The following is a 21,486-nucleotide window of genomic DNA, read 5'->3' on the forward strand; positions in this document are numbered from 1 at the left end:
GTCGGCTGGCTGTCGCTGCGGAATCTCCGATGGTCGGTCGAGCTGCCGGACGCAATCAGCGGTGCGCCGAGCCGAACGCATGGCGAGCACCCTCCAGGCCCGCGACGTAACCGGCCCGAGCCAGCGCCTGGGCGTCGGCGTCCGCCGGCGTGGCGAGCAGCCCGCGAAACTGGTCGACCGTGGCGAACTCGTGCCTGGTCATCCAGTCCTGCAGGCCGGCGACCAGGTGGTGTGCATACCCGGCCCCGTGCCGCACCAGCGCCGACGTGCTCATCACGACGTCGGCACCGGCCAGCAGGTACCGCACCACGTCGGACGCCTCTTCGACCCCTGAGGTCGCCGCCAGCGAGGCATGCGTGTGCCGGGCCAGGGCGGCGATCCAGGTGCGGGGCAGGCGTGCCTCGAAGCGGGTGGACAGTGCAACCGACGGCCGCACCGCCAGGGTCTCGATGTCGATCTCGGGTTGCAGAGACCGGTTGAACAGCACCAGGCCGTCGGCGCCGGCCTCGACCAACTGCAGCGCCATCTGGCCCGGCGACGAGAAGAACGGGCTCAGCTTCACCGCCAGCGGCACCTCGACCACCTGGCGCACGGCCGTGACGATCTGCAGGTGATGTCGCTCCACGTCAGCTCCGGTGACGCTCACGTTGCCGGGGGCAAGATAGATGTTCAGCTCGATCGCGGCCGCGCCGGCGTCGGCCAAGCGTTGCGCGATCTCGACCCAGCCGCCAAGCGAAGAGCCGTTGATGCTCGCGATCACCGGCACGTCGACTGCCGCCGCGGCCCGCCGCACCAGGCCCACGTAGGCATCGGCCACACCCCGGTCGGCCGCCTCGGACGACGCCGGAAAGTAGCTCGACGCCTCCGCGAACGAGTCCTGATGAGCCTGCTCCAGGTGCAAGTCACGCTCGAGCTCGCGCCGCACCTGCTCTTCGAACAGCGAGTACATCACCACCGCACCCACACCAGCGGCGACCAGGTCGCGCACCCCGTCGACCGTCTGCGACAACGGCCCGGCCGATGCCACCACCGGATTGCGCAGAGTGAGCCCCAGATATTTCGTGCTCAGGTCCATCTGCAGTTCCCCTTCTCAGCCTCTGCTCAACGGGCGTCCGCGGCGAAGGCGTCCGCGCCTCGACCGGCCAACTGTTCGTACTCGGCGAACCGCCGCCGAACCTGGTCCTGACCCAGTTGCAGCATTCGTTCGGCCTCGTCGGGGTGAGTGTTCGACAACATCCGAAACCGCAACTCGTGCTGGTGATAATCGCGCAGCGAGATGCGTGGCCGCGGCGAGTCGAGCAGGAACGGGTTCTTGCCGGCCTCGCGCAGCACCGGGTTGAACCTCATCAGCGGCCAATGCCCCGAATGCACGGCCCGGTACTGCTGGTCGAGCCCCTTGCGCATGTCGATGCCGTGCGCGATGCAGTGGCTGTAGGCGAGGATCAGCGAGGGTCCGTCGTACATCTCGGCCTCGCGGAACGCCCGCAGCGTCTGCTGCGGGTCGGCCCCCAGCGCCACCCGCGCCACGTACACACTGCCGTAGGCAATGGCCTGCATGGCCAGGTCTTTCTTGTAAGTGGACTTGCCGGCGGCGGCGAATTTGGCGACCGCGCCCATCGGGGTCGACTTCGACGACTGCCCGCCGGTGTTGCTGTACACCTCGGTGTCGAGCACCAGCACGTTGATGTCGCGTCCCGAGGCCAGCACGTGGTCGACGCCGGCCGAGCCGATGTCGTAGGCCCAGCCGTCGCCCCCGACGATCCAGACCGACCGCCGCAACAGGTGATCGGCGACGCTGCGCAGGTCTTCGACCAGCCGCAGCCGGTGGTCGGGTACGGGTGTGCCGGGCGGCAGCTCGGGCAGCGCGTCCACCGCGGCGGCCACCGGCTGGCCGCGCCGCCCGAACTGCTCCACCTCGCCCTCGGCACCGCTGGGCAGCACCAGGGGGAACGGCACGGTGACCTGGTGCGGGGTGGCGCCGGTGGTCAGCATCTCGTCGAGCAGCACCTTCAGCGTCTCGACCCGCACCCGCTGATGGGACAGGTCCGACTCGTACTGCTGCGGCGCGGTCAGCACCAACCCGACCAGTTCGTCACCCAGTTCGGGGCGCAGCGCGTCCAGCCGTTGCCGGGCCAGGTCGGTCTGCAGATCGGCGGCCAGCCGCAGGCCCAGGCCGAACTCGGCGTTGTCTTCGAACAGTGAATTCGACCAGGCCGGCCCGCGTCCGTACTGGTTGCGCGACCAGGGCGTGGTGGGCAGGTTGCCGCCGTAGATGGACGAGCAGCCGGTCGCGTTCGCCACGCTGGTGCGGCCGCCGAACAGTTGGGTGAGCAGCTTCAGGTACGGGGTTTCACCGCAGCCCGAGCAGGCGCCCGAGAACTCGAACAGCGGTTCGAGAAACTGGGTGCCGCGCACGGTGGCGAAGTCGACCCGGGAACGCTTATTCACCGGCAGCGACTCGAAGAAGGCGACGTTGGCCCGCTCGGCGCTGCGATCGGGCACCGGGGCGAGGTTGATCGCCCGCCGGTCGGGGGTGGCGATCGGACGCACCGGGCAGGCCTCGACACACAGGCCGCAGCCGGTGCAGTCCTCGGCGTACACCTGCAGGGTGTAGCGCGAACCGGGAAATCCGGCCGCGTTCAGCGGGGCCGACGCGAAGCCGTCCGGGGCGCCGGTCAACGCGTCCTGTTGGTAGTACTTGGCCCGCAGCACCGCGTGCGGGCAGACGAAGGCGCAGTTGCCGCACTGAATGCAGGCATCTGGGTCCCACTGGGCGATGATCTCGGAGATGTTGCGCTTCTCGTACTGCGTCGTGCCTGAGGGGTAGGTGCCGTCCACGGGCATCGCCGAAACCGGCAGGGAATCGCCGGTGCCGGACAGCATGGCCGCGGTCACTGTGCGGACGAACTCAGGTGCGCCCACCGGCACCGGGGGAAGACGCTCGGCGTCGCCGACCGGGGCGAGGGGCACCTCGACCCGGTGTAGCGCCTCGACGGCGGCGTCGACCGCTGCCTCGTTGCGGGTCACCACATCGGCGCCCTTGCGGGCGTAGGTCTTGCGGATCGCCGCCTTCACCTGCTCGATCGCGACCTTTGGCTCAAGCACCCGGCTGATCGCGAAGAAGCAGGTCTGCAGCACGGTGTTGGTGCGGTTGCCCATGCCGGCCCGGCGGGCCACGGCGCCGGCGTCGATGGCCCACAGTTCGATGCCCAACTCGATGATTCGCTGCTGCAGGTCACGGGGCAGCCGGCCGAACAACTCCTGGCTCGGGTAGGGCGCGTTGACCAGCAGCACGCTGCCGGGGCGGGCGAATTCGAGCACATCCACCCGCTCCAGGATCGACCAGTGGTGCACGCCGATGAACCCGGCCGCGCCCACCAGGTACGGTGCCTCGATCGGACGCGGCCCGAACCGCAGGTGCGAGACCGTGCGCGAGCCGGACTTCTTGGAGTCGTAGACGAAGTAGCCCTGGGCGTACAGCGACCCCGAGCCGCCGAGAATCTTGATGGTGTTCTTGTTGGCGCCCACCGTGCCGTCGGAGCCGAGCCCGTAGAACACCGCCCGATGGGTGTGCGGATCTTCCAGGTCGAGGCCGGCAGGGTAGGGCAGCGAGAGCCGGGTGACGTCGTCGGTGATTCCGACGGTGAACCGCGGCCGGGGCCTGGGCAGGGCCAGTTCATCGAAGATGCCGACCGCCATCGGCGGGGTGAACTCTTTGCTCGACAACCCGTAGCGCCCGCCGATCACCACCGGCATCGGATGGACGTCCGGCTGCCGTGCCGACGCTTCGGCCAGCGCGGCCGTCACATCGAGGAACAGTGGCTCGCCCCCGGCCCCGGGCTCTTTGGTGCGGTCGAGCACCGCGATGCTGGTAGCGGCCGGCGGGATCGCCGCCAGCACGTCCTCGACCGGGAACGGCCGGTACAGCCGCAACTGCACGCAGCCCACCCGCTGTTGCTGCGCCACCAGGTGGTCGACGGCCTGGGTCACCGCCTGTGTTGCCGAGCCCATCACCACGATCACCCGCTCGGCTTCGGGGTGCCCGTGGTACTCGACCAGGTCGTAGCGGCGTCCGGTGCGTTCGGCGAAGGCCTGCATGGCGGTGCGCACGATGCTCGGAACGGCCAGATAGAACGAATTCACGCTCTCGCGCGACTGGAAGTAGGTGTCGGGGTTCTGCGCGGTGCCCCGAATGATCGGGTGTTCGGGCGACAGCGCCCGGTGCCGGTGCGCTCGCACCAGGTGCTCCTCGACCAGGGCTGACAGGTCGTCGTCGGTCAGCAACTCCACGGTGTTCAGTTCGTGGCTGGTGCGAAACCCGTCGAAGAAGTGCAGAAACGGAACGCGCGAACGCAAGGTGGCCACCTGCGCGACGGCGGCCAGGTCGTGCGCCTCCTGCACCGAGGCCGAACTGAGCAGGGCGAAGCCGGTCTGGCGCACCGCCATCACGTCCTGATGGTCACCGAAGATGCTCAGCCCCTGTGCGGCCAGCGACCGGGCCGCGACGTGAAACACCGTCGAGGTGAGTTCGCCGGCGATCTTGTACATATTCGGGATCATCAGCAGCAGGCCCTGCGACGCGGTGAACGTGGTGCTCAGCGCCCCGCCCTGCAACGCCCCGTGCAGGGTGCCGGCGGCCCCGCCCTCGGACTGCATCTCGACCACCGTGGGCACGGTGCCGAAGATGTTGCGCCGGCCCTGCGCCGACCACTCGTCGGCCAGCTCGGCCATGGTCGACGACGGGGTGATCGGGTAGATGCTGCACAGCTCGTTGAGCCGGTAGGCCACCGACGCGGCCGCCTCGTTGCCGTCGACGATGGCTCTCATCGCGGTTCCGCAATCATCTCGATGGCATGCACCGGGCACTGCTCGTAGCAGGTCGCGCAGCCGGTGCAGCGCTCGTAGTCGAAGCGGTAGCGGAAGCCCTTGCCGAGCTTCACGATGGCGGCCTCAGGGCAAGAGCCCAGGCAGCCGTCGCACTCGAAGCAATTGCCGCACGACAGGCACCGGGACGCCTCGACGTGCGCCTGTGCGTCGTCCAGGCCGCCGTGAATCTCGTCGAAGTCGGTGACCCGGTTGGCCGGGTCGAGTTCGGGTTGGGTGCTGCGCCGGTTGTCGCCGAAATACCACAGGTTGAGCGTGTCGAAGGTTGCCAGGTCGTGCTTGGGGGTCTCCAACGGCGGACGGCTGGCCAACCAGGCGTCGATGGTGCGCGCGGCCCGCTTGCCGTGCCCCACCCCGACCGTCACGGTGCGTTCGGACGGCACCGCGTCGCCGCCGGCGAAGATGCCCGGCACGTCTGTCATCAGGGTGCGCGAATCGACCTGCAGCACGTCGCGGTCGAAGCGCAGGCCGGGAATCGAGTGCAGAAAATCTGAGTCGGCCTCCTGGCCCAGGGCCAGAATCACGGTGTCGGCCTGCAACGTCTCGAATCGGCCGGTGCCGACCGCCCGGCCGTCCTCGTCGAGTTGCATCACCTCGACCGTCATCGCGGCCTCATCGTCGATCGACGAGATGGTGCGCAGCCAGTTCATCTGCACCCCCTCGGCCAGCGCCTCGGCGTGTTCGGAGGCATGCGCCGGCATTTGTTGCCGGGTGCGGCGGTAGATCACGATCGATTCCTCGGCGCCCAGCCGGCGGGCCACCCGGGCCGCGTCCATCGCCGTGTTGCCGCCGCCGTAGACGGCGACCCGGCGCCCGATCACCGGACGTTCGCCGCTGGCCACGTCGCGCAGAAAGCTGACCGCGTCGACGATCCGCGAGGCGTCGCGGGTGGGAATGTCGACCCGCTTGGACAGATGGGCGCCGATCGCGACGAACACTGCGTCGAAGCCGCCCTCGGCCTGCTCGGCGAGCAGGTCGGTGACCCGGTGATCGAGCACGATCCGCACGCCGAGAGCGGTGATTCGGGACAGCTCGGCATCGAGTACGTCACGCGGCAGCCGGTAGGCGGGAATGCCGTAGCGCATCATGCCTCCGGGCCTGGCCGAGGCGTCGCGAATCTCGACGGTGTGGCCGAGCATGGCCAACTGGTAGGCGGCCGAGAGCCCGGAGGGGCCCGCGCCCACGATCAGCACCCGGCGTCCGGTGGCCGGCCGGGTGGGGCCGAAGCGCCAGCCCCGCTCGATCGCCAAGTCGCCGAGGTAACGCTCGACGGAATGGATGGAGACCGAACCGTCGAGTTCGACGCGGTTGCAGGCCGTCTCGCACGGGTGGTAGCAGACCCGGCCGTGAATCGCCGGGAACGGGTTGTTGCGGGTCAGCTCGCGCCAGGCGGCCTCGTCGGCGCCGGCCTTCACCAGCCGCAACCACTGTTGAATGTTCTCTCCGGCAGGGCAGGCGTTGTTGCACGGCGGCAGCAGGTCGACGTACACCGGCATTCTGGTGCGCACCGAGCCGACCCGGCCGGTGGTGGCCGCCAGGTCCGGAAGCTGGGTCATGTCCAGGCGGACGGGATCGACCATGGCGTCCTCTCTCAGCAGCGAGGTGAACGCTTGTGAATCTAGTCCTGAGCGTCGTCGGCCACAGCCGAACCGAGAAAGCTGTGCGACCCGCCACGTGGTTCGGTGCTGCCGGCCGCAATTTCTCGCCGGTCGAGCGTGTCGAGACCCCTCGTGGGAGCACTCCGTTTGAGGTCTCGACAAGTTTTGAGGTCTCGACAAGCTCGACCAGCGGCGGTTCCTTTGGCGCGAAGACTGCTGCAGCGACCGGCGGCGACATGTAGAGGTCTCGACACGCTCGATCAGCGGCGGTTCCTTTAGCGACCGCCCGCGTTGCGCCTTCGGCGGCCGTGCCGTACCACTACCGGCGGGTTCTTCTCAGTCCGCGGCAACGTTGAGAATCCGGGTCCGCACCTCATCAAGTGACCCGGCGCCCGCGGCCAGCGCGTAGCCGGCCAGAAAGGTCGACAGCGGGGCCATCGGACGAGCCACCCGGTGCGCCACCCGTCCGGCCAGGCCGAGCACCGCATCGACATCAAGGGCCGTGCGGGGCACATCGAGGGCGGCGCAGACCGCGTCGATCCAGGGGTCGTGAACGCTGAGGTCCTCTTTGTCGGTCATGGCGTGCTCCTTCGGCGTGGGTAGAACCCGGTCGGTCACTTGACCTTGTCGGCACCGACCGCCCAGGTGTTACAGGCACCCAGGTTCTCACCGCTCAGCCCGCGCGCACCCCAGTACTGCTGTGCCTTCACGCTGCCGTGGCCTTCGGCGTCGCTGGTGTCGCCCCACACGTCGAGAAAGAACTCCCGATCGGTGTCGGTCAGCTTGAAGCTCGGCACGTTCGCGAACGCGTAGTACGTCCAGCAGAACACTTGTAGCTCTTGGCGGCGCACGGTGATCGCGCGCTTCTCGTCGAGCTCGTCGGCGGCCTCGAAGAAGTCCATCATCGCCTGCACGTGGTGGCCGTACTCGTGAATCACCACGTCTGCCACCGCCAGTCGGGCGTACTGCGCGTCGGCGTAGACCTGGTTGGAGAAGTAGACGGTGCCGTCCGACTCGCAATAGAACGCGTAGGCGTCGGTCTGCCCGCCGCAGCGCGACTCGACCGAGGTGTCGTAGTAGGTGACCTGCACCTTGCGGTAGCTGCCGCCGGCGGCGTCGACGATCGGGTGGTAAAGCGTCTCGAGGCAGCCGATCAGATCGGTGACCTGCTTCTTGTACTGGGTGCGGGACGAGATCGTGCCCACCGTGGTCGGGCAGCTTCCACTGAGTTTCTGCCGGTACAACGGGCTGTCGGTGAGTTCGGGCTTGCCCACCCCCGAGGTCTTGGGGCTGGTCGTCGACCTGTCGGTCGGCGTGGCGGTGGCGCCGGTTGTGGCGGTCGCTCCGGGCAGCGGTTCGGTGCCGATCGGCAGGGTCTGCAGGCCGGCCACCACCAGCCCCACTACGACCAGCAGCACCACCATGAAACCGAGCGGTCCCGGCCCCCGGCGAGGCGGTGTCGGGGCGGGCACCCGCAGCGGCGGGGCGGGTGGTCGCGTCGAGGGCATTGCGGAGGTAGGGGTGACGTTCGCCGGCCGGTACGGGCTACTATCCACCGGCCACTGACTCACGGGATCAACGATATGGCACCGGGCCAAGGGCCAACTCGATGCTGCGCTGACAACGGGCGATGACGTCCGGGTCATGGGTGACCACGATCAGTGGCACGCCGCTGAGGCTGGCGAACAGGTCGTCGAGCAGGGCCTCGGCGGTGACCGCGTCGAGGTGCTCGGACGGCTCGTCGAGCACTACCGCCTGAAAATCGCCGACGAACACCCGGGCCAGCGCGAGCCGCCGGGCCTCGCCGCCCGACAGCGTGCCGGCCTGTTCTCCCACCACTCGGTCGGCGGGCAGCGCAAGACCGGCCCGGTCGAGTGCCCGGCGCACGTCGTCGTCGCTGGCCCCGCGATTGCCGATGCGCACGTTTTCGGCGATAGACGTGGCGAAGATGTGCGCGTCCTGGGCCAGGTAGCCAACCCGTCCGACCACCGAAACGCTGCCCGATCGGGGCGGGATCAACCCCAGCACGGTGGCGGCCAGGGTGGTCTTGCCGGTGCCTGACGGCCCGACGATCGCCACCGCCTCGCCCGGCTCGACCACCAGGTTCAGTCCGCTCAGCAGCACCGGAGCGCCGGGCCAGCCGATGGCCAGGTCGGTGAGCACCAAGGGCCCGGGTGCGGTCCCCGCCGGCGGCAGATCACGATCGCCGTTGCCCACTGGTGGGGCGTCCAGCACTTCACGCACCCGGCGCAGGGACGCCAGCGAACGGGTCGCGCTCTGCGCCGCCTGAGTGAGCGTGCTGAGTACCTCGTGCAGAGCCAGCGGGGTCAGCACGAGCACCGCCAGCATCACCGGTGGCAGCGTGCCTGCCACCACCTGCCGTCCGCCGATCGACAGTGCCGCGATCACCGCGGCGCCGGCGGCCAGTACCTGGCAGCCGGCCGCGACCCCGCGAATCCAGGCGCTGCGGTCGTCTAGCTGCTTGAGCCGGCCGTCGGTGGCCAGCACTCGGTTCAGTTGTTCGTCGGCCGCGCCGTAGGCGACCAGCTCGGGGGCGGTGCGGGCCAGCTCGTGCACGCCGGCGGCGAACTCGCCCCGGGTGGGTGCGGCGGCCTCGTCGTAGCGGCGTGAGACGCGCTGGGCCAGCGCCGGCACCAGCACCCCGGCCACCAGCGCCGAGCCGAGCAGCCAGGCCGCGGCCGCGGGCGAGAAGACGGTGAACGCCGCCGAGGCGGCCACGATCACCAGCGATGCCGAGGCGACCGGCACCACGAACCGCACGATCAGGTCGAGCACGGCGTCGACGTCGGCGGTCACTCTGGCCAGCAGGTCGCCGCGGCGGGCGCCCAGCAGGGTGGTGCGGGCCAGGTGCTGGTAGGTCTCCAGGCGCAGCGCGCTCTGCAGGCGCAGCGCGACGTCGTGGCCGACCAGCCGTTCGAGGTAGCGAAACAGGCCACGGCTGATGCCGAACACCCGCACGCCGATGGCGGCCACCTGCAGATAGAGCACTGGCGGGTGCTCGGCCGCCCGCGACAGCAACCACGCCGAGACGGCCATCAGCGCCACCGATGCGGCGCTGGCGCCGAAGGCCAGCAGGGTGGCCAGGCCGGTGCGGGCGTAGGCGTGCGGCAGCAGGCGCAGCACCCACAGTCGGCCGGCGGGGGCCGCCGGCCGAGCTGCACGCATGCCAGCAGAATAGGCCACCTGCTGAGCCACTCACGCAGGTACCCTTGGCGCACACCGACGCAGGTGCACACCCAGGGAGGGCGCCATGAGCCAGCCGCCGAATACGCCCAGTGGGGGCAGCCCGCAGCAGCCACCGTCGTCCGGCTGGAACCCGAACCCCGACGCGGGCCAGGATCGGGGCTCCGACCCCACGCAGCCATTGCCGGCTGGTCAGCAGTACCCGCCCACGCAACCTTTCCCTGCCAGCGAGCAGCATCCGACCACGCAACCCTTCCCGGCGGGTGGCCAGTACCCAGCGGGTGGTCCGTACCCGGCTTCGGGCGGTCAGTTCGCTGCGCCAGCCCGGCACGGCGCCTTCGCGGCCGGTGCTCAAGGGGGCACGGCTGGTGGTCAAGGCACCCCGAACGGTGCGTACGGCCAGTCGGGTCAGTACGGGCAGCCAGGCCAGTCGGGTCAGTACGGGCAGTCGGGCCAGTCGGGTCAGTATGGGCAGTCGGGCCAGTCGGGTCAGTACGGGCAGTCGGGCCAGTCGGGTCAGTACGGGCAGTCGGGCCAGTCGGGTCAGTATGGGCAGTCGGGCCAGTCGGGTCAGTATGGGCAGTCGGGCCAGTCGGGTCAGTATGGGCAGTCGGGCCAGGCAGGTCAGTATGGGCAGTCGGGCCAGCCAGGTCAGTATGGGCAGCCTGGGCCCTATGGGCAGCCGGGCCAGGCGCCGTTGGGTGACTACGGAGCCCCCGGGCAGTACGGGCCGCCCGGCGGCGGCTTCGGCGCCCCGCCAGGCGGCAGCTACCCTGGGTCGAGCGGCGGTCGCAACCAGGCCCCGTTGATCATCGGCATCGTGGCAGGTGCGCTGGTGCTGGGCCTGCTGGCCTGGTTCTTCTTCATTCGTCCCGCGACGACCGCCACGCCCACTCCGTCGACTGCCGCGCCGAACCCCAGCGAGCCGATTGGCACGCCGTCGGTGCTGGCGACGCCCACCGAATCGACCTCGACCTCGCCCAGCACAACCCCGAGCCAGACCGCCAGCCCCATGCCGTCCGGCACCACCACCAAGTCGTGCAGCGACCAACTCACCAAGACCCAGTGCCAGTGGGCGGTGTATCTGCGCAAATTCGTGGTGATCAACACCTGTGCACCCGACGAGTCCGACGTTCGGCGCGAGGCTTTCACCTGCGTCGCCAACGGCCGCGGCAAGCTCGACGGCAACGCGACGGTTTCGCTGCGCTGGGCCGACGACAGCGGTGACCTGACCGACCTGATGAGCGACTTCTTCAGGCGCGCCGGAATCGCCAAGAGCAAGATCGGCAAGAACTGGAAGAACCCGCCGGCTCTGACGAACTGGTGGTACAGCGATAAGCCCAAGGAGATTCTGGGCAAACTCGGTTCGGCCAAGGCCAAGGACGGCAGTGGCCGTGTGGCCTGGACGTTCAACAAGCAGCGGTTCTACATCGAGGCGACCTCAGATACCGACAGCGTCGACACCATGATCGACTGGTGGGCCCGCGGGTAAGCCTCGCGCAACGCAACCACCGGTGGTTGTGCTTGCCGAAACCACTGCTGGTTGCGTCGAAAACCCTTGCCCGTGCGATGTCTTCGAGGTCTCGACAAGCTCGACCGGCGGGGTGGGGGTGGATCGGGGTCTCGACAAGCTCGACCGGCGGTGGTCGCCGCTTCCTCTAGGAAGACGCTCCGGCCGCCCTGAGTTCGACCACTTGATCGGCCCGCGCGATCACCGCCGGCCGGTGCGACACCGCCAGGGTGGTCACCCGCAACGCCCGGACAGTATCGAGCAGGCTGGTTTCGGTGGCGGCGTCGAGCCCGGCGGTGGGTTCGTCGAGCAGCAGCAGGTCGGCGCGTCCGGACGCCACTCGCAGCAATGCCCGGGCCACCGCGACCCGGCGACGTTCACCCGCCGACAGCCCCTCGCCGTCGTCGCCGACGCCACGGGCGGGGTTGAGGCTGCTGCCTCCGGCCTGCTGCAGGGCCAGCGCCACGGCGGGGTCGTCGGCAGCCGGATCGCCCAGCCGCACGTTGTCGGCGATGGTTCCGCTGACCATGCCGGGGATCTGCGCGACCCAGGCGATGCGGTTGCGGCGGGTCGGGGCGTCCGCCGGTAGACCGCCGAGGTCGATCCGGCCAGCGGTGGGTGAGACGAAACCCATCAGGGCGTTCAGCAGGGTGGTCTTGCCGCTGCCGGACGCCCCGGTGACCACCGCCAGTTCGCCCTGCCGCAGGGTCAGGCTCAGTGGGGCCAGCGCCGCGGTGTCGGCGTCGGGGTAGGTGTGAGTGAGTTCCCGCACGCTCAGCACCGACGACTCCGGCGGACGATCGGCTCGCGCACCCTCGCGACGGGCAGTGCCGCCCGCCTCGGACGGCGTGGTCTCGGCCTGTTCGGCCGGTATGGCGTCGCGGCGCTGACCGGCCGCCCCGGCCTCGATGATCGCGAAGGCCGATTCGGCGGCCGCCATACCGTCGGCGGCATCGTGGTAATGCACGCCGACCTGGCGCACCGGCAGGTACGCCTCGGGAGCCAGAATCAGCACGAAGAACGCCGTGGTCAGGTTGACCTCGTCAAACACCACCCGAAAGCCCATGGCCACCGCCACGATCGCCACCGACAGCGTGGCCAGCAGCTCCAGCACCAGAGCTGAGAGAAATGACAGCCGCAGCGTGGCGTTCGTCTCGCGGCGATGGGCGGTCTCAGAACGCCGTAAGCCCTCGGCCTGGGCCCGGGCGCGTCCGAACACCTGCAGGGTCGGCAAGCCGGCCACCAGATCGGCGAAATGCCCGGCCAGCATGGTCTGCACCCGCCAGCGCCGCCGGGTGCGGGCCTGCGTCGTCCAGCCCACCAGTGCCATGAAGACCGGAATCAGCGGCAGGGTGGCGGCCACGATGAACGCCGACGTGAAGTCGGCGCCCAGAATCGCGATGCCGATGATCAAGGGCACCGTGACGGCCAGCAGCAACTGCGGCAGGTACTTGGAGTAGTAGCCGTCGAGGGCGTCCAGGCCCTGGGTGAGCAGGGTGACCAGAGTGGCGGTGGACGCACCGGGGTCGACCGGGTTGGCCAGCCGTGCCGCCAGTACGTCGCGCCGCAGCCGCGACTTAACCGCCGCGGCCGGCGCGGTGCGCCAGCCACTGGTTCAGCCAGGCCAGCACGGCGCGCCCGGCGAACACCGCCACCAGCACTCCGAGCACCTCGCCGAGCCCGGTCAGGGTGTGGGTCTCGAAGATGCCGCCCAGTGCCTGGGCAAGGGCGGACGCCTGCACGACGATCAGCATCGCGGTGGCCGACCCGACTGCGACGCCGGCGATCAGATAGACCAGGGTGGCGCGTCCGCGACGCAGCAGTCGGGGGTCGAGGGGCCCCCGTCCGGCCCTCGTGGTGCCGGTCGAGGAAGTCACCGGTCCATCATTGCTCACCGTGCCGGTCGAGCCCGTCGAAACCCGCCCCGATCAGCTTTGATCTGCGGCTTCTCGGCGCCCCCGCCGAGAAGCGTGCGTATTGAGTTGCGGCAGCGCCGCAGTTCACTCCCGACGCGCAGATATGCGCGTTATGGCCGGCCATGGTGCGTGGCATAACGATCGTTTCGACGCACGGGGCTGCCCGGAGGATGCCTGCCGGGGCCATAACGCACGAATCGCCGCGCCCACACCTTCGCGCAACCGGGTCGCCCGTGCGCACCCCGCTGGAGCCGCTCGCCATACCGCCCATCGGTGAATCGAGGTTCAGTGGGCGGCCGAGACGTCGTCGGGAATGTTGCCGGTGCTCAGCCGGCGGCGGAACACCCAGTACGACCAGGCCTGGTAGGCCAGCACGACCGGCACGAACACCACCGCGACCCAGGTCATGATGCCCAACGTCATCGGGCTGGCGGAGGCCGTCACGATGTTCAGCGGTGACTGGGCCGCGGAGTTGTCGAAGCCCAGGTCGGGGTACATGCCCACGAAGATGTCGATCGCGATCACGGCGATCGCGACGGCAGTGCCCACGAAGGCCCAGCCGTCCGCGTCTTGTCGCACCGTGTACCAGGCGAACACCAGACCGGCGGCCGCGACCACCATCAGGATCCACCCCGCCACGCCGATGCCGTAGGCCAGATTCGACCACAGCAGCCACACCCCGCCGCCGACGATGGCAACCAGGCCGACGCGTTTGGCGAACGACGTGGCCCGCTGGTGAATCTCGCCGCGGCTCTTCAGTGCCACGAAGATCGCGCCGTGAAACAGGAACAGCACCACCAGCACCACGCCGCCCAGCAGGGCGAACGGGCTGAACAGCGACCAGAACCCGCCGCTGAACACGTGCACGCCCTGACGGCCCTCGGCCACCTGAACCGGCATGCCTTTGACGAAGTTGGCGAAGCCCACGCCGAACACCAGTGACACCACGAACGACCCGATGCAAGCACCCCAGTCCCAGCGGTTCTTCCAGGCCTGTTCCGGACGCTTCGCGCGGTACTCGAAGGCCAGGCCACGCACGATCAACGCGATCAGGATCAAGAACAGCGGCAGGTACAGGGCCGAAAACAAGGTGGCGTACCAACTCGGAAAGGCGGCGAACGTGGCGCCGCCGGCGGTGAGCAGCCACACTTCGTTGCCGTCCCACACCGGGCCGATCGAGTTGATCAGAACCCGCCGCTCCTTGTCGTTGCGGCCGAGAATCGGAATCAGCATGGCGACCCCGTAGTCGAAGCCCTCGAGCACGAGGAACCCGATCCAGAGCACGGCGATGAGGCAGAACCAGACGATCTGCAGGGTGCTGGGTTCGACGATCATGTGCAGCAACCCCCTCTCAGTAGGCGAACGACAAAACGTCGTCGTCGTTGGTGATCTGCTCGACCGGTTCGACCTCGGGCAGCCCCAGTCGAATGTACTTCAGCATCAGCTTCACCTCGACAACCGCCAAGCTGCCGTACACCAGGGTGTAGCCGATCACGCTGAACCACAGTTCGGCAATCGTGACCCCTGGCGACACGCCCGCCATGGTGGGTAACACCCCGGACACCAGCCAGGGCTGGCGGCCCATCTCGGTGAAGATCCAGCCGAACGAGTTGCCGAACAACGGGCCCAGCGGCATGCAGATCATCAGCGCCGTCCACCACCAGGTGGTGGGTGGCAGCCCGCCCTTGCGGAGGAACCACAGCAGCAGCAACGCCACGCCGATCGCAGCCATGCCCAGGCCGATCATCAGCCGGAAGCTCCAGTAGGTGACCGGAATGATCGGGGTGACGGTCTCGACGCCCCAGGCGCGCATATGTTCGGCGTAGGCCTGCTGCAGTTCGTTGGTCGGGTCGACCAACTGGCCCTGGGCGTGGGCCTCCTTCAGCTCGTTGATGCCCTGCACCCGGCCGTCCCAGGTGCCGGTGGCCAGAAACGACAGCAGGTTCGGCACCTCGATCGCGAACAGCGGGCGGGAGCCGTCCAGGGTGCCGATGGTGAAGACCGAGAACGGAGCGCCGGTGCCGTCGCCGCCGGCGCTTTCCCACAGTGCCTCGGCGGCGGCCATCTTCATCGGCTGCACCTCGGTCATGATCTTGCCGGACTCATCACCGGTGATCACCAGGCCGACGCCCGAGACCATCATTGCGATCGCGGCGAACGTGGCGGCGAAACGATGGGCGGCCTCGGTGTTGTCCTTCGGATGGGACGGCTTGGTGCCGTCGCTGATCTCGTCGGCGGAGGCCTGAGCGGCGCGCTCGGCCCGGTTCAGTTTGGCCAGGTGCCACCCCGAGACCGCCGCGACCAGTGCCGAGGCGGTCAACCACGATGCCATCAGCGTGTGCGGCAGCGCCCAGAGCATCACCGGGTTGGTCAGCACGGCACCGAAGTCGGCCATCTCGGCGCGATCGGTGACCGGGTTGTAGACGGCACCCTGCGGATTCTGCATGAACGAGTTGGCCGCCAGAATGAAGATCGCGCTCAAATTGCTGCCGATCGCCGCCAGCCAGATTGCCATCAGGTGCAGATGTTTCGGCAGCCGGTCCCAGCCGAAGATCCATAGGCCCAGGAACGTCGATTCCAAGAAGAACGCAACCAGGGCCTCAAAAGCCAGCGGTGCGCCGAAGACGTCGCCGACGAAGCGTGAATACTCGCTCCAGTTCATGCCGAACTGAAACTCCTGAACGATGCCGGTCACCACGCCCATCGCGAAGTTGATCAAAAAGAGCTTGCCGTAGAACTTGGTCAGGCGCAGGTACTTGTCGTTGCGCGTGCGGTACCACATCGTCTGAAAGATCGCCACGATGAACGACAGGGCCAGCGTGACCGGCACGAAGAACCAGTGATAGACCGTCGTGATGCCGAACTGCCAACGCGCCAGTGTGAGCTGATCCATGGGCGCAATGTACTACTGGGTGTCGTAGCTCAGCAATCGTGGTTAGGCTGGGTGCGTGCCCGTGTTCGGTGACCTTGAGCAGGCGGTGATGGACGTGCTGTGGGCGAGCCCCACGGCAATGTCTGTGCGCGATGTTCAGGGCGCCCTGGCCAAAGAACGTGATCTCGCTTACACCACCGTGATGACCGTGATGGACCGGCTGGCCAAGAAGGGCCAGCTCAATCGCGAGCTCGACGGGCGGGCCTGGATGTACCGTCCGGTTTACTCGTGGGTCGAGGTGGTGAGCTCCGAAGTGGTCGCCATGCTCAGCACCGGTACCCCCGATCAGGCCCGTGCCGTGCTGCGGGCCGTGCGCGAGCGGGTCGGCTGAACCGTCCCGCCCGATCATCTATGGGCACCCCGAACCCAGACCATCGGAGGCCCGAACCCAGGCAATCGGAGGACTGCGTATGAAGATGGGTTTTCGCTGGTACGGCGACGGCAACGACACCGTGTCGCTCGACGACGTCAGGCAGATTCCCGGTGTCGAGACGGTGGTGTGGAGCCTGCACCACAAGCAGGCCGGCGAGGTATGGCAGGAGGCCGAGATCGAGGCTGAGATGGCCCGCATCACGGGCATCTCCAGCGAAGCGGCGGCCCGCGGGGTGACCAAGCGGTTGGACGCCGAGGTGGTCGAGTCGGTGAACGTGCACGAGTCGATCAAGCTCGGCAAGACGGTGCTGGGCATGAGTCGCGACGAGGCCATCGCCAACTACATCACCACGATCGAACGGCTCGGACGGGCCGGGGTCAAGGTGGTCTGCTACAACTTCATGCCCGTGTTCGACTGGCTGCGCACCGATTTGTGGCACCCGCTGCCGGACGGCTCCACCGCGCTCTACTTCGAGAAGGCGGTGGTCGACCAGCTCAGCCCCGAGAAGCTGATCGCCGACATGCGGGCCAACAGCGGCAGGCTCACCCTGCCCGGCTGGGAGCCCGAGCGGCTGGCCAGTTTCAGCGAACTCAATGCTGCCTACCAGGGCGTCACGCACGACGACATGTACCGCACCTACAAGTATTTTCTCGACGCCGTCGTTCCTAGCTGTGAGCAGTACGACGTGAAGCTGGGCGTGCACCCCGACGACCCGCCCTTCGACCTGTTCGGCTGGCCGCGGGTGGTCTCGACGATGAACGACCTGGGCACCGTGCTGTCGCTCAACGACAGCCCGTACAACGGGCTCACCCTGTGCCTGGGGTCGTTCTCGGCCAACGCCGCCCAGGCGCCGCGGGCGGTCGAGGCGGTGCAGACCTACCTGCCCCGGATCCATTTCTCGCACGTGCGCAACATCAAGCACTACCCCAATGGCGATTTCAGCGAGGTGGCGCACCGGGCCTGCGAGGGTGACGTCGACACCGTCGGCATCATGAGGGCGTACGCCGACGGCGGCTACACCGGTTACATCAGGCCCGACCACGGCCGCCACCTGTGGACCGAGAACAGCACCAACAAGCCGCGGCCCGGCTATGGGCTCTACGACCGGGCGCTCGGCATTCAGTACCTGCTGGGGGCCTGGGACGCTGCTCGGTACGGCCGCTGAAGGCTGGGCCTGCGAACGGGCCGATCCGGGAAACTGGGCTGGGCAACGAGTCTGGGCAACTGGACGAGTCTGGGCACCTGGGTCGGGGAATGCCGGTTCGGCCCGGGCGGTTAGCAACGGAGTGACCGACGTTCCGCTCTCGATTCTCGATCTCGCCCAGGTGCTGCCCGGTGAGTCCGTGGCCGACGGGCTCACCGCCACGGTGCGGCTGGCTCAGCAGGCAGAGAGCTGGGGCTACCGCCGCATCTGGTACGCCGAGCACCACAACATGCCGGGCATCGCCTCATCGGCGACGGCGGTGCTGATCGCGCACGTGGCGGCCAACACGTCGGCCATTCGGCTGGGTGCGGGTGGGGTCATGCTGCCCAATCACGCCCCGCTGGTGATCGCCGAACAGTTCGGGACGCTGGCCGAACTGCACCCGGGTCGCATCGACCTGGGTCTGGGCCGTGCGCCCGGCACCGACCAGGTCACCGTGCGGGCGCTGCGCCGCGACCCGGCGGCGGCGGACACCTTTCCGGCCGACGTGCACGAGTTGCAGGGCTTTCTGAACGAGTCGCTGGTGGCAGGGGTGTCGGCCACCCCCGGCAAGGGCACCAGGGTGCCGCTCTTCATTCTGGGATCGTCGCTGTTCGGTGCTCAACTGGCCGCCGCACTGGGCCTGCCGTACGCGTTCGCGTCGCACTTCGCCCCGGACGCCCTCGAGGTCGCGGTCGCGACCTACCGGCGCGATTTCCGTCCCTCGGAGCAACTCGAACAGCCGTATGTGATCGCCGGCGCCGGAGTGATCGCGGCCGATGACGAGCAGGAGGCCCGGCGACTGTTCGAGGTGACCCGGCGCGAACGCGTCCGTCGGTTCCTGGCCCGTGGCCGTGAGCTGTCCGACGACGACGTCGAGCTGTTGCTGGACGGCCCCGGCGGGGCGCAGGTCGACCACATGCTGCGCTACACCGGTGTCGGCACCGGCCAACAGGTCGTGAGCTGGCTGAACGGCTTCGCCCGGCACGCCACTGCCGACGAGGTGATTGTGGTGAGCTCGGCGGCGCAGCGGGCGGCGTCGGTGCGCACTCTGGAACTGCTTGCCCCCGACCCGTCGTGAACTGCCGGCGCGGCGATGACCTCGCCGCGCCGGCAGTGCTCAGCGATGGGGAAAGCGTTGACCAACGCGACCACCGCCGGTTGAGCCTGTCGAAACCTGCTGGCCGCAGGGGCTTGTCCGCGGTCTCGACAAGCTCCGCGGTCTCGACAAGTTCTGAGGTCTCGACAAGCTCGACCAGCGAAAAAGTCAGCGCAACAGCTGCCCGCTCTGCACCAGGCGGCGCAGCCGGCTGTCTTCACCGGTCTGCAGGGTGCGGTCGCGGGTGAGCGCCGTCAAGGTGATCTTGCCGGCGAACAGGGCGGTGCTGTCGGCGTCCCGGCGGGGCTCGTCGACGCAGTGGTCGGCCGGGCAGACGGCCCAGCCGATGGTGAAGGTCTTCGAGCCTTCTTCGCTGGCCGTGTAGGTGTGCACGCCGAAGGTGCCCAGCCCGACCCGGGTCCAGACCGGCTTGCCCGGCTGCTGACCGTTGGTGACGTCGGGGTAGTTGACGTTGAGCACGAAGTCGTCGGTGAGCAGCCGCTTGGCGCGCAGTTGGCCGATCAGTTGGGCGCCGAAATCGGCCGCCGCCAGGTAGGTGGGCCGGGTCACCAGGTCGGAGACCGACTCGACATGGCCCGAGAAGGCCACTGCGGGAACCTCGTTGTCGATCGCCGCGAGGGCTGCCCCGACCGTGCCGGAGTCGTTGATCGAGGCGCTCACGTTGGGGCCGGAGTTGATGCCGGTGACCACCAGATCGGGGGCCTTCGTCCAGCCGACCAGGGCCTTCAGGCCATCGTGCAGGGCGAATTTGACGGTGTCGGCGGGAGTGGCGCTGAGGCTGTCCGCGGTGCACGCCGTGCCCCGGCACAACCCGAACACGGCACCGCCGGACGGCGCCGAGCCGCAGTCGCTTTCATAGCCGGTGGGTAGCGTGGTGCGTTGCGCGGCGGTGAACTGGCCGCTGTTGGTGACCGATCCGCCGGCTCCGCTCATGTAACCCCAGGGCGCGATCACCACGACGTCGGCACCGGCGGCACACAGCGATTTGCGCATGTCGTACAGGCCGATGCCGTCCTTGCCGTTCGCGCGGGAGGCCTGCATCGAGTCGTCGTTCGACATCAGAATGCGCATGCCGGCCAGTGGCTTCTTGGTTGACTCTCGGTGCTGCGGAAAGGCCTCGGCGCCGAGCGCCGCCGCCACCGCTGCCGGGGCGCTCTGAACGCTGGCCGGTGCCGCCTGGGCTACGAACTGAGGGGTGATGATCGCGGCCAGCGCGATACCCGCCAGCAGGCCGACCTGCAGCTTCTTGTTTCTCATGGGGGGCCTCTCTGCACCGTCGCGGTTCCGTCACCGATGACGAAGGCTTGCCGGACGGCGCCACCCGCATACGGTGGCGGCTGTGGGGTCGCCTGGCAACCGGGTGGTCGTGATCTGGACGCTTCGGGTTGCTGGGCCGCGGCGAGATTCGTCCACGCCCCGGTCGCGGCACGAAGGTCCCGATCGCCGGTCGAGTCTGTCGAGACTTCGGGTCTGCCGCTGCGGCACGGGGTTTGGACGTTCCCGCCGAACGGTTGAATCAAGTGATTCCCGGGGGCCGCCGATCAGAGCAGTGCGCGGATCGCGGCGCGGCGCGCCAGGAATCCGGCCAGCGCCACCTCGGTGCGCTCGGGTTCACCACCGGCGGCCAGGTTCACCATGCCCTGATCGCCACGCCGAACCGCCTCGCGAATGCCGTCGATCGCCACCTGGACCCGAGGCTGGACGGCGTCCAGCACCGCCAGCGGAGTGGTGCCGTAGGCGTCGCCGAACACAGTCAGCCGGTGCGCCGCCTCGCGGGCTGGAATCGGCCGGAACAGCGGGATCGCCGTCCACGCAGTGTGCCCGAGGTCGGCGGCTCGGCAGGACGGCCCGGCGAGATCCCAGTCGAACACCCCCGCGACCTGATCGCCGTCGAAGGCCACGTTGTACGGGGCGGCGTCGTTGTGGGTGATCAGTGTCGGGGCGTCCACCCCGAAGAACCGCCACGGGCCGGGGTGCTCAAAACCTTCCGCGGCCCCATGAAGTGCGCGCAGCCAACGGCTCAGTGCCGCCAGCTTGGCGTCACTGAGCATCTCGGCGTCCACGTCGATCACCTCGCCGGGCAGGTAGTCGAGGATTTCCCGGCCACGGGCGTCGAAACCATGCACCCGCGGGACGGACTGCAGCCCGGCGTCGGCAAGATGGTGCAGCAGGGCGTGCACGGCCGGCGTCCAGGGCCCGGTCGGGCGCCGCACCGTGTCGCCGATCCGAACCGCGCCGCCGACATTCCCGCCCGGGAGTGGTTCTCCTTCGAGCAGCACCTCGCGCAGCTCGGCAAGAAACGGACGGTCGGGCTCGAGCCAGTCGACGTCGTCCAGTTCTTCGGGGGCCAGCCAGCGCAACGCGTCGTGCTCGGTGCCGGTCGGCTCGCCATCGACCAGCGCGCACAGCGCCACGCGCAGTTCCAGTCGGCGGCCGCGGTCAACACCCCCGACGGAGCCGGTCAACCAGTGATCCACCCGGACGCCGCAGCCCAGTTCTTCGGCGATCTCCCTGGTCAGAGCGTCGTTCGGAGCCTCGCCAGGGTTGGCCTTGCCGCCCGGGAACTCCCACCGGCCCGCCTCTGCGGGCGGGTAGCTGCGCCGCGCCGCCAGCACGCAGCCGTGCCGGACGATCGCCGCACCCACCACGCTGATCACCCGGTGATGCTATCGGCCGGGGCACACCAGCCTGTTCTCGCATCACCGCGACGACCGCCGGCGAGAGCGGTCTAGGCATGGGCCGGCGCAGTTCGGCCAGAATTCGCGG

The 21,486-nt window shown here is 68.8% G+C and carries 14 protein-coding genes and 1 pseudogene; 4 read left to right on the forward strand and 11 right to left on the reverse strand.

Annotation, left to right across the window (positions count from 1 at the left end):
• Window positions 1-55: 55 nt before the first annotated feature.
• The 6 genes from QM721_RS00390 to cydC form a co-directional block, all read right to left on the reverse strand.
• Window positions 56-1,075: a dihydroorotate dehydrogenase-like protein gene (locus QM721_RS00390; protein WP_415117853.1), complete on the reverse strand. Its 1,020-nt coding sequence runs from the start codon at window positions 1,073-1,075 to the stop codon at window positions 56-58.
• Between the two features lie 26 nt (window positions 1,076-1,101).
• Window positions 1,102-4,827 carry a pyruvate:ferredoxin (flavodoxin) oxidoreductase gene (gene nifJ, locus QM721_RS00395; RefSeq protein ID WP_415117855.1) on the reverse strand — a complete coding sequence of 1,242 codons (3,726 nt, stop codon included), beginning with the start codon at window positions 4,825-4,827 and terminating at the stop codon, window positions 1,102-1,104.
• On the reverse strand, window positions 4,824-6,464 hold the full coding sequence (locus tag QM721_RS00400) for an NAD(P)-binding protein (RefSeq protein ID WP_415117857.1): 1,641 nt from the start codon (window positions 6,462-6,464) through the stop codon (window positions 4,824-4,826). Before QM721_RS00400 ends, nifJ begins: the two co-directional genes overlap by 4 nt.
• A 354-nt stretch (window positions 6,465-6,818) precedes the next feature.
• Window positions 6,819-7,061 carry a DUF6457 domain-containing protein gene (locus QM721_RS00405; protein ID WP_415117859.1) on the reverse strand — a complete coding sequence of 81 codons (243 nt, stop codon included), beginning with the start codon at window positions 7,059-7,061 and terminating at the stop codon, window positions 6,819-6,821.
• A gap of 35 nt (window positions 7,062-7,096) precedes the next feature.
• Window positions 7,097-7,906, reverse strand: coding sequence for a neutral zinc metallopeptidase (locus tag QM721_RS00410; RefSeq protein WP_415117861.1), 810 nt, complete (start codon window positions 7,904-7,906; stop codon window positions 7,097-7,099).
• Window positions 7,907-8,057: 151 nt separating this feature from the next.
• The gene (gene cydC, locus QM721_RS00415) at window positions 8,058-9,668 is read right to left on the reverse strand and encodes a thiol reductant ABC exporter subunit CydC (RefSeq protein WP_415117863.1); all 1,611 of its coding nucleotides are present in this window, start codon (window positions 9,666-9,668) and stop codon (window positions 8,058-8,060) included.
• Between the two features lie 85 nt (window positions 9,669-9,753).
• Here cydC and QM721_RS00420 point away from each other — a divergent pair, with 85 nt between their 5' ends.
• Complete coding sequence (locus tag QM721_RS00420; protein WP_415117865.1) at window positions 9,754-11,178, forward strand: hypothetical protein; 1,425 nt, start codon at window positions 9,754-9,756, stop codon at window positions 11,176-11,178.
• Between the two features lie 166 nt (window positions 11,179-11,344).
• On the opposite strand, the pseudogene cydD reads toward QM721_RS00420, so the two are convergent.
• From cydD to QM721_RS00435, 3 genes and pseudogenes are all read right to left on the reverse strand, one after another.
• Window positions 11,345-12,950 (reverse strand): annotated as a pseudogene (gene cydD / locus QM721_RS00425) (thiol reductant ABC exporter subunit CydD).
• 447 nt (window positions 12,951-13,397) lie between these two features.
• Complete coding sequence (gene cydB / locus QM721_RS00430; RefSeq protein ID WP_415117867.1) at window positions 13,398-14,447, reverse strand: cytochrome d ubiquinol oxidase subunit II; 1,050 nt, start codon at window positions 14,445-14,447, stop codon at window positions 13,398-13,400.
• Between the two features lie 16 nt (window positions 14,448-14,463).
• Window positions 14,464-16,005 carry a cytochrome ubiquinol oxidase subunit I gene (locus QM721_RS00435; RefSeq protein WP_415117869.1) on the reverse strand — a complete coding sequence of 514 codons (1,542 nt, stop codon included), beginning with the start codon at window positions 16,003-16,005 and terminating at the stop codon, window positions 14,464-14,466.
• A gap of 55 nt (window positions 16,006-16,060) precedes the next feature.
• Between QM721_RS00435 and QM721_RS00440 the strand changes: the two genes are divergently transcribed.
• The 3 genes from QM721_RS00440 (at window position 16,061) to QM721_RS00450 (ending at window position 18,681) form a co-directional block, all read left to right on the forward strand.
• Entirely contained in the window at window positions 16,061-16,375 is a 315-nt protein-coding gene (locus QM721_RS00440) for a BlaI/MecI/CopY family transcriptional regulator (RefSeq protein ID WP_415117871.1), read from the forward strand.
• Window positions 16,376-16,454: 79 nt separating this feature from the next.
• Entirely contained in the window at window positions 16,455-17,582 is a 1,128-nt protein-coding gene (uxuA, locus tag QM721_RS00445; protein ID WP_415117873.1) for a mannonate dehydratase, read from the forward strand.
• A 121-nt stretch (window positions 17,583-17,703) separates the two neighbouring features.
• Window positions 17,704-18,681, forward strand: a complete 978-nt coding sequence (locus QM721_RS00450; protein WP_415117875.1) for an LLM class flavin-dependent oxidoreductase — start codon at window positions 17,704-17,706, stop codon at window positions 18,679-18,681.
• A 186-nt stretch (window positions 18,682-18,867) separates the two neighbouring features.
• Here the strand turns inward: QM721_RS00450 and surE are convergent, their stop codons facing one another.
• Complete coding sequence (gene surE, locus QM721_RS00455) at window positions 18,868-19,977, reverse strand: 5'/3'-nucleotidase SurE (protein ID WP_415117877.1); 1,110 nt, start codon at window positions 19,975-19,977, stop codon at window positions 18,868-18,870.
• Between the two features lie 284 nt (window positions 19,978-20,261).
• Window positions 20,262-21,377: an NUDIX domain-containing protein gene (locus QM721_RS00460; RefSeq protein WP_415117879.1), complete on the reverse strand. Its 1,116-nt coding sequence runs from the start codon at window positions 21,375-21,377 to the stop codon at window positions 20,262-20,264.
• Between the last annotated feature and the right edge of the window lie 109 nt (window positions 21,378-21,486).

Origin of the sequence: Micropruina sp. (genome assembly GCF_047602085.1) — a bacterium.
Lineage (GTDB): Bacteria > Actinomycetota > Actinomycetes > Propionibacteriales > Propionibacteriaceae > Micropruina.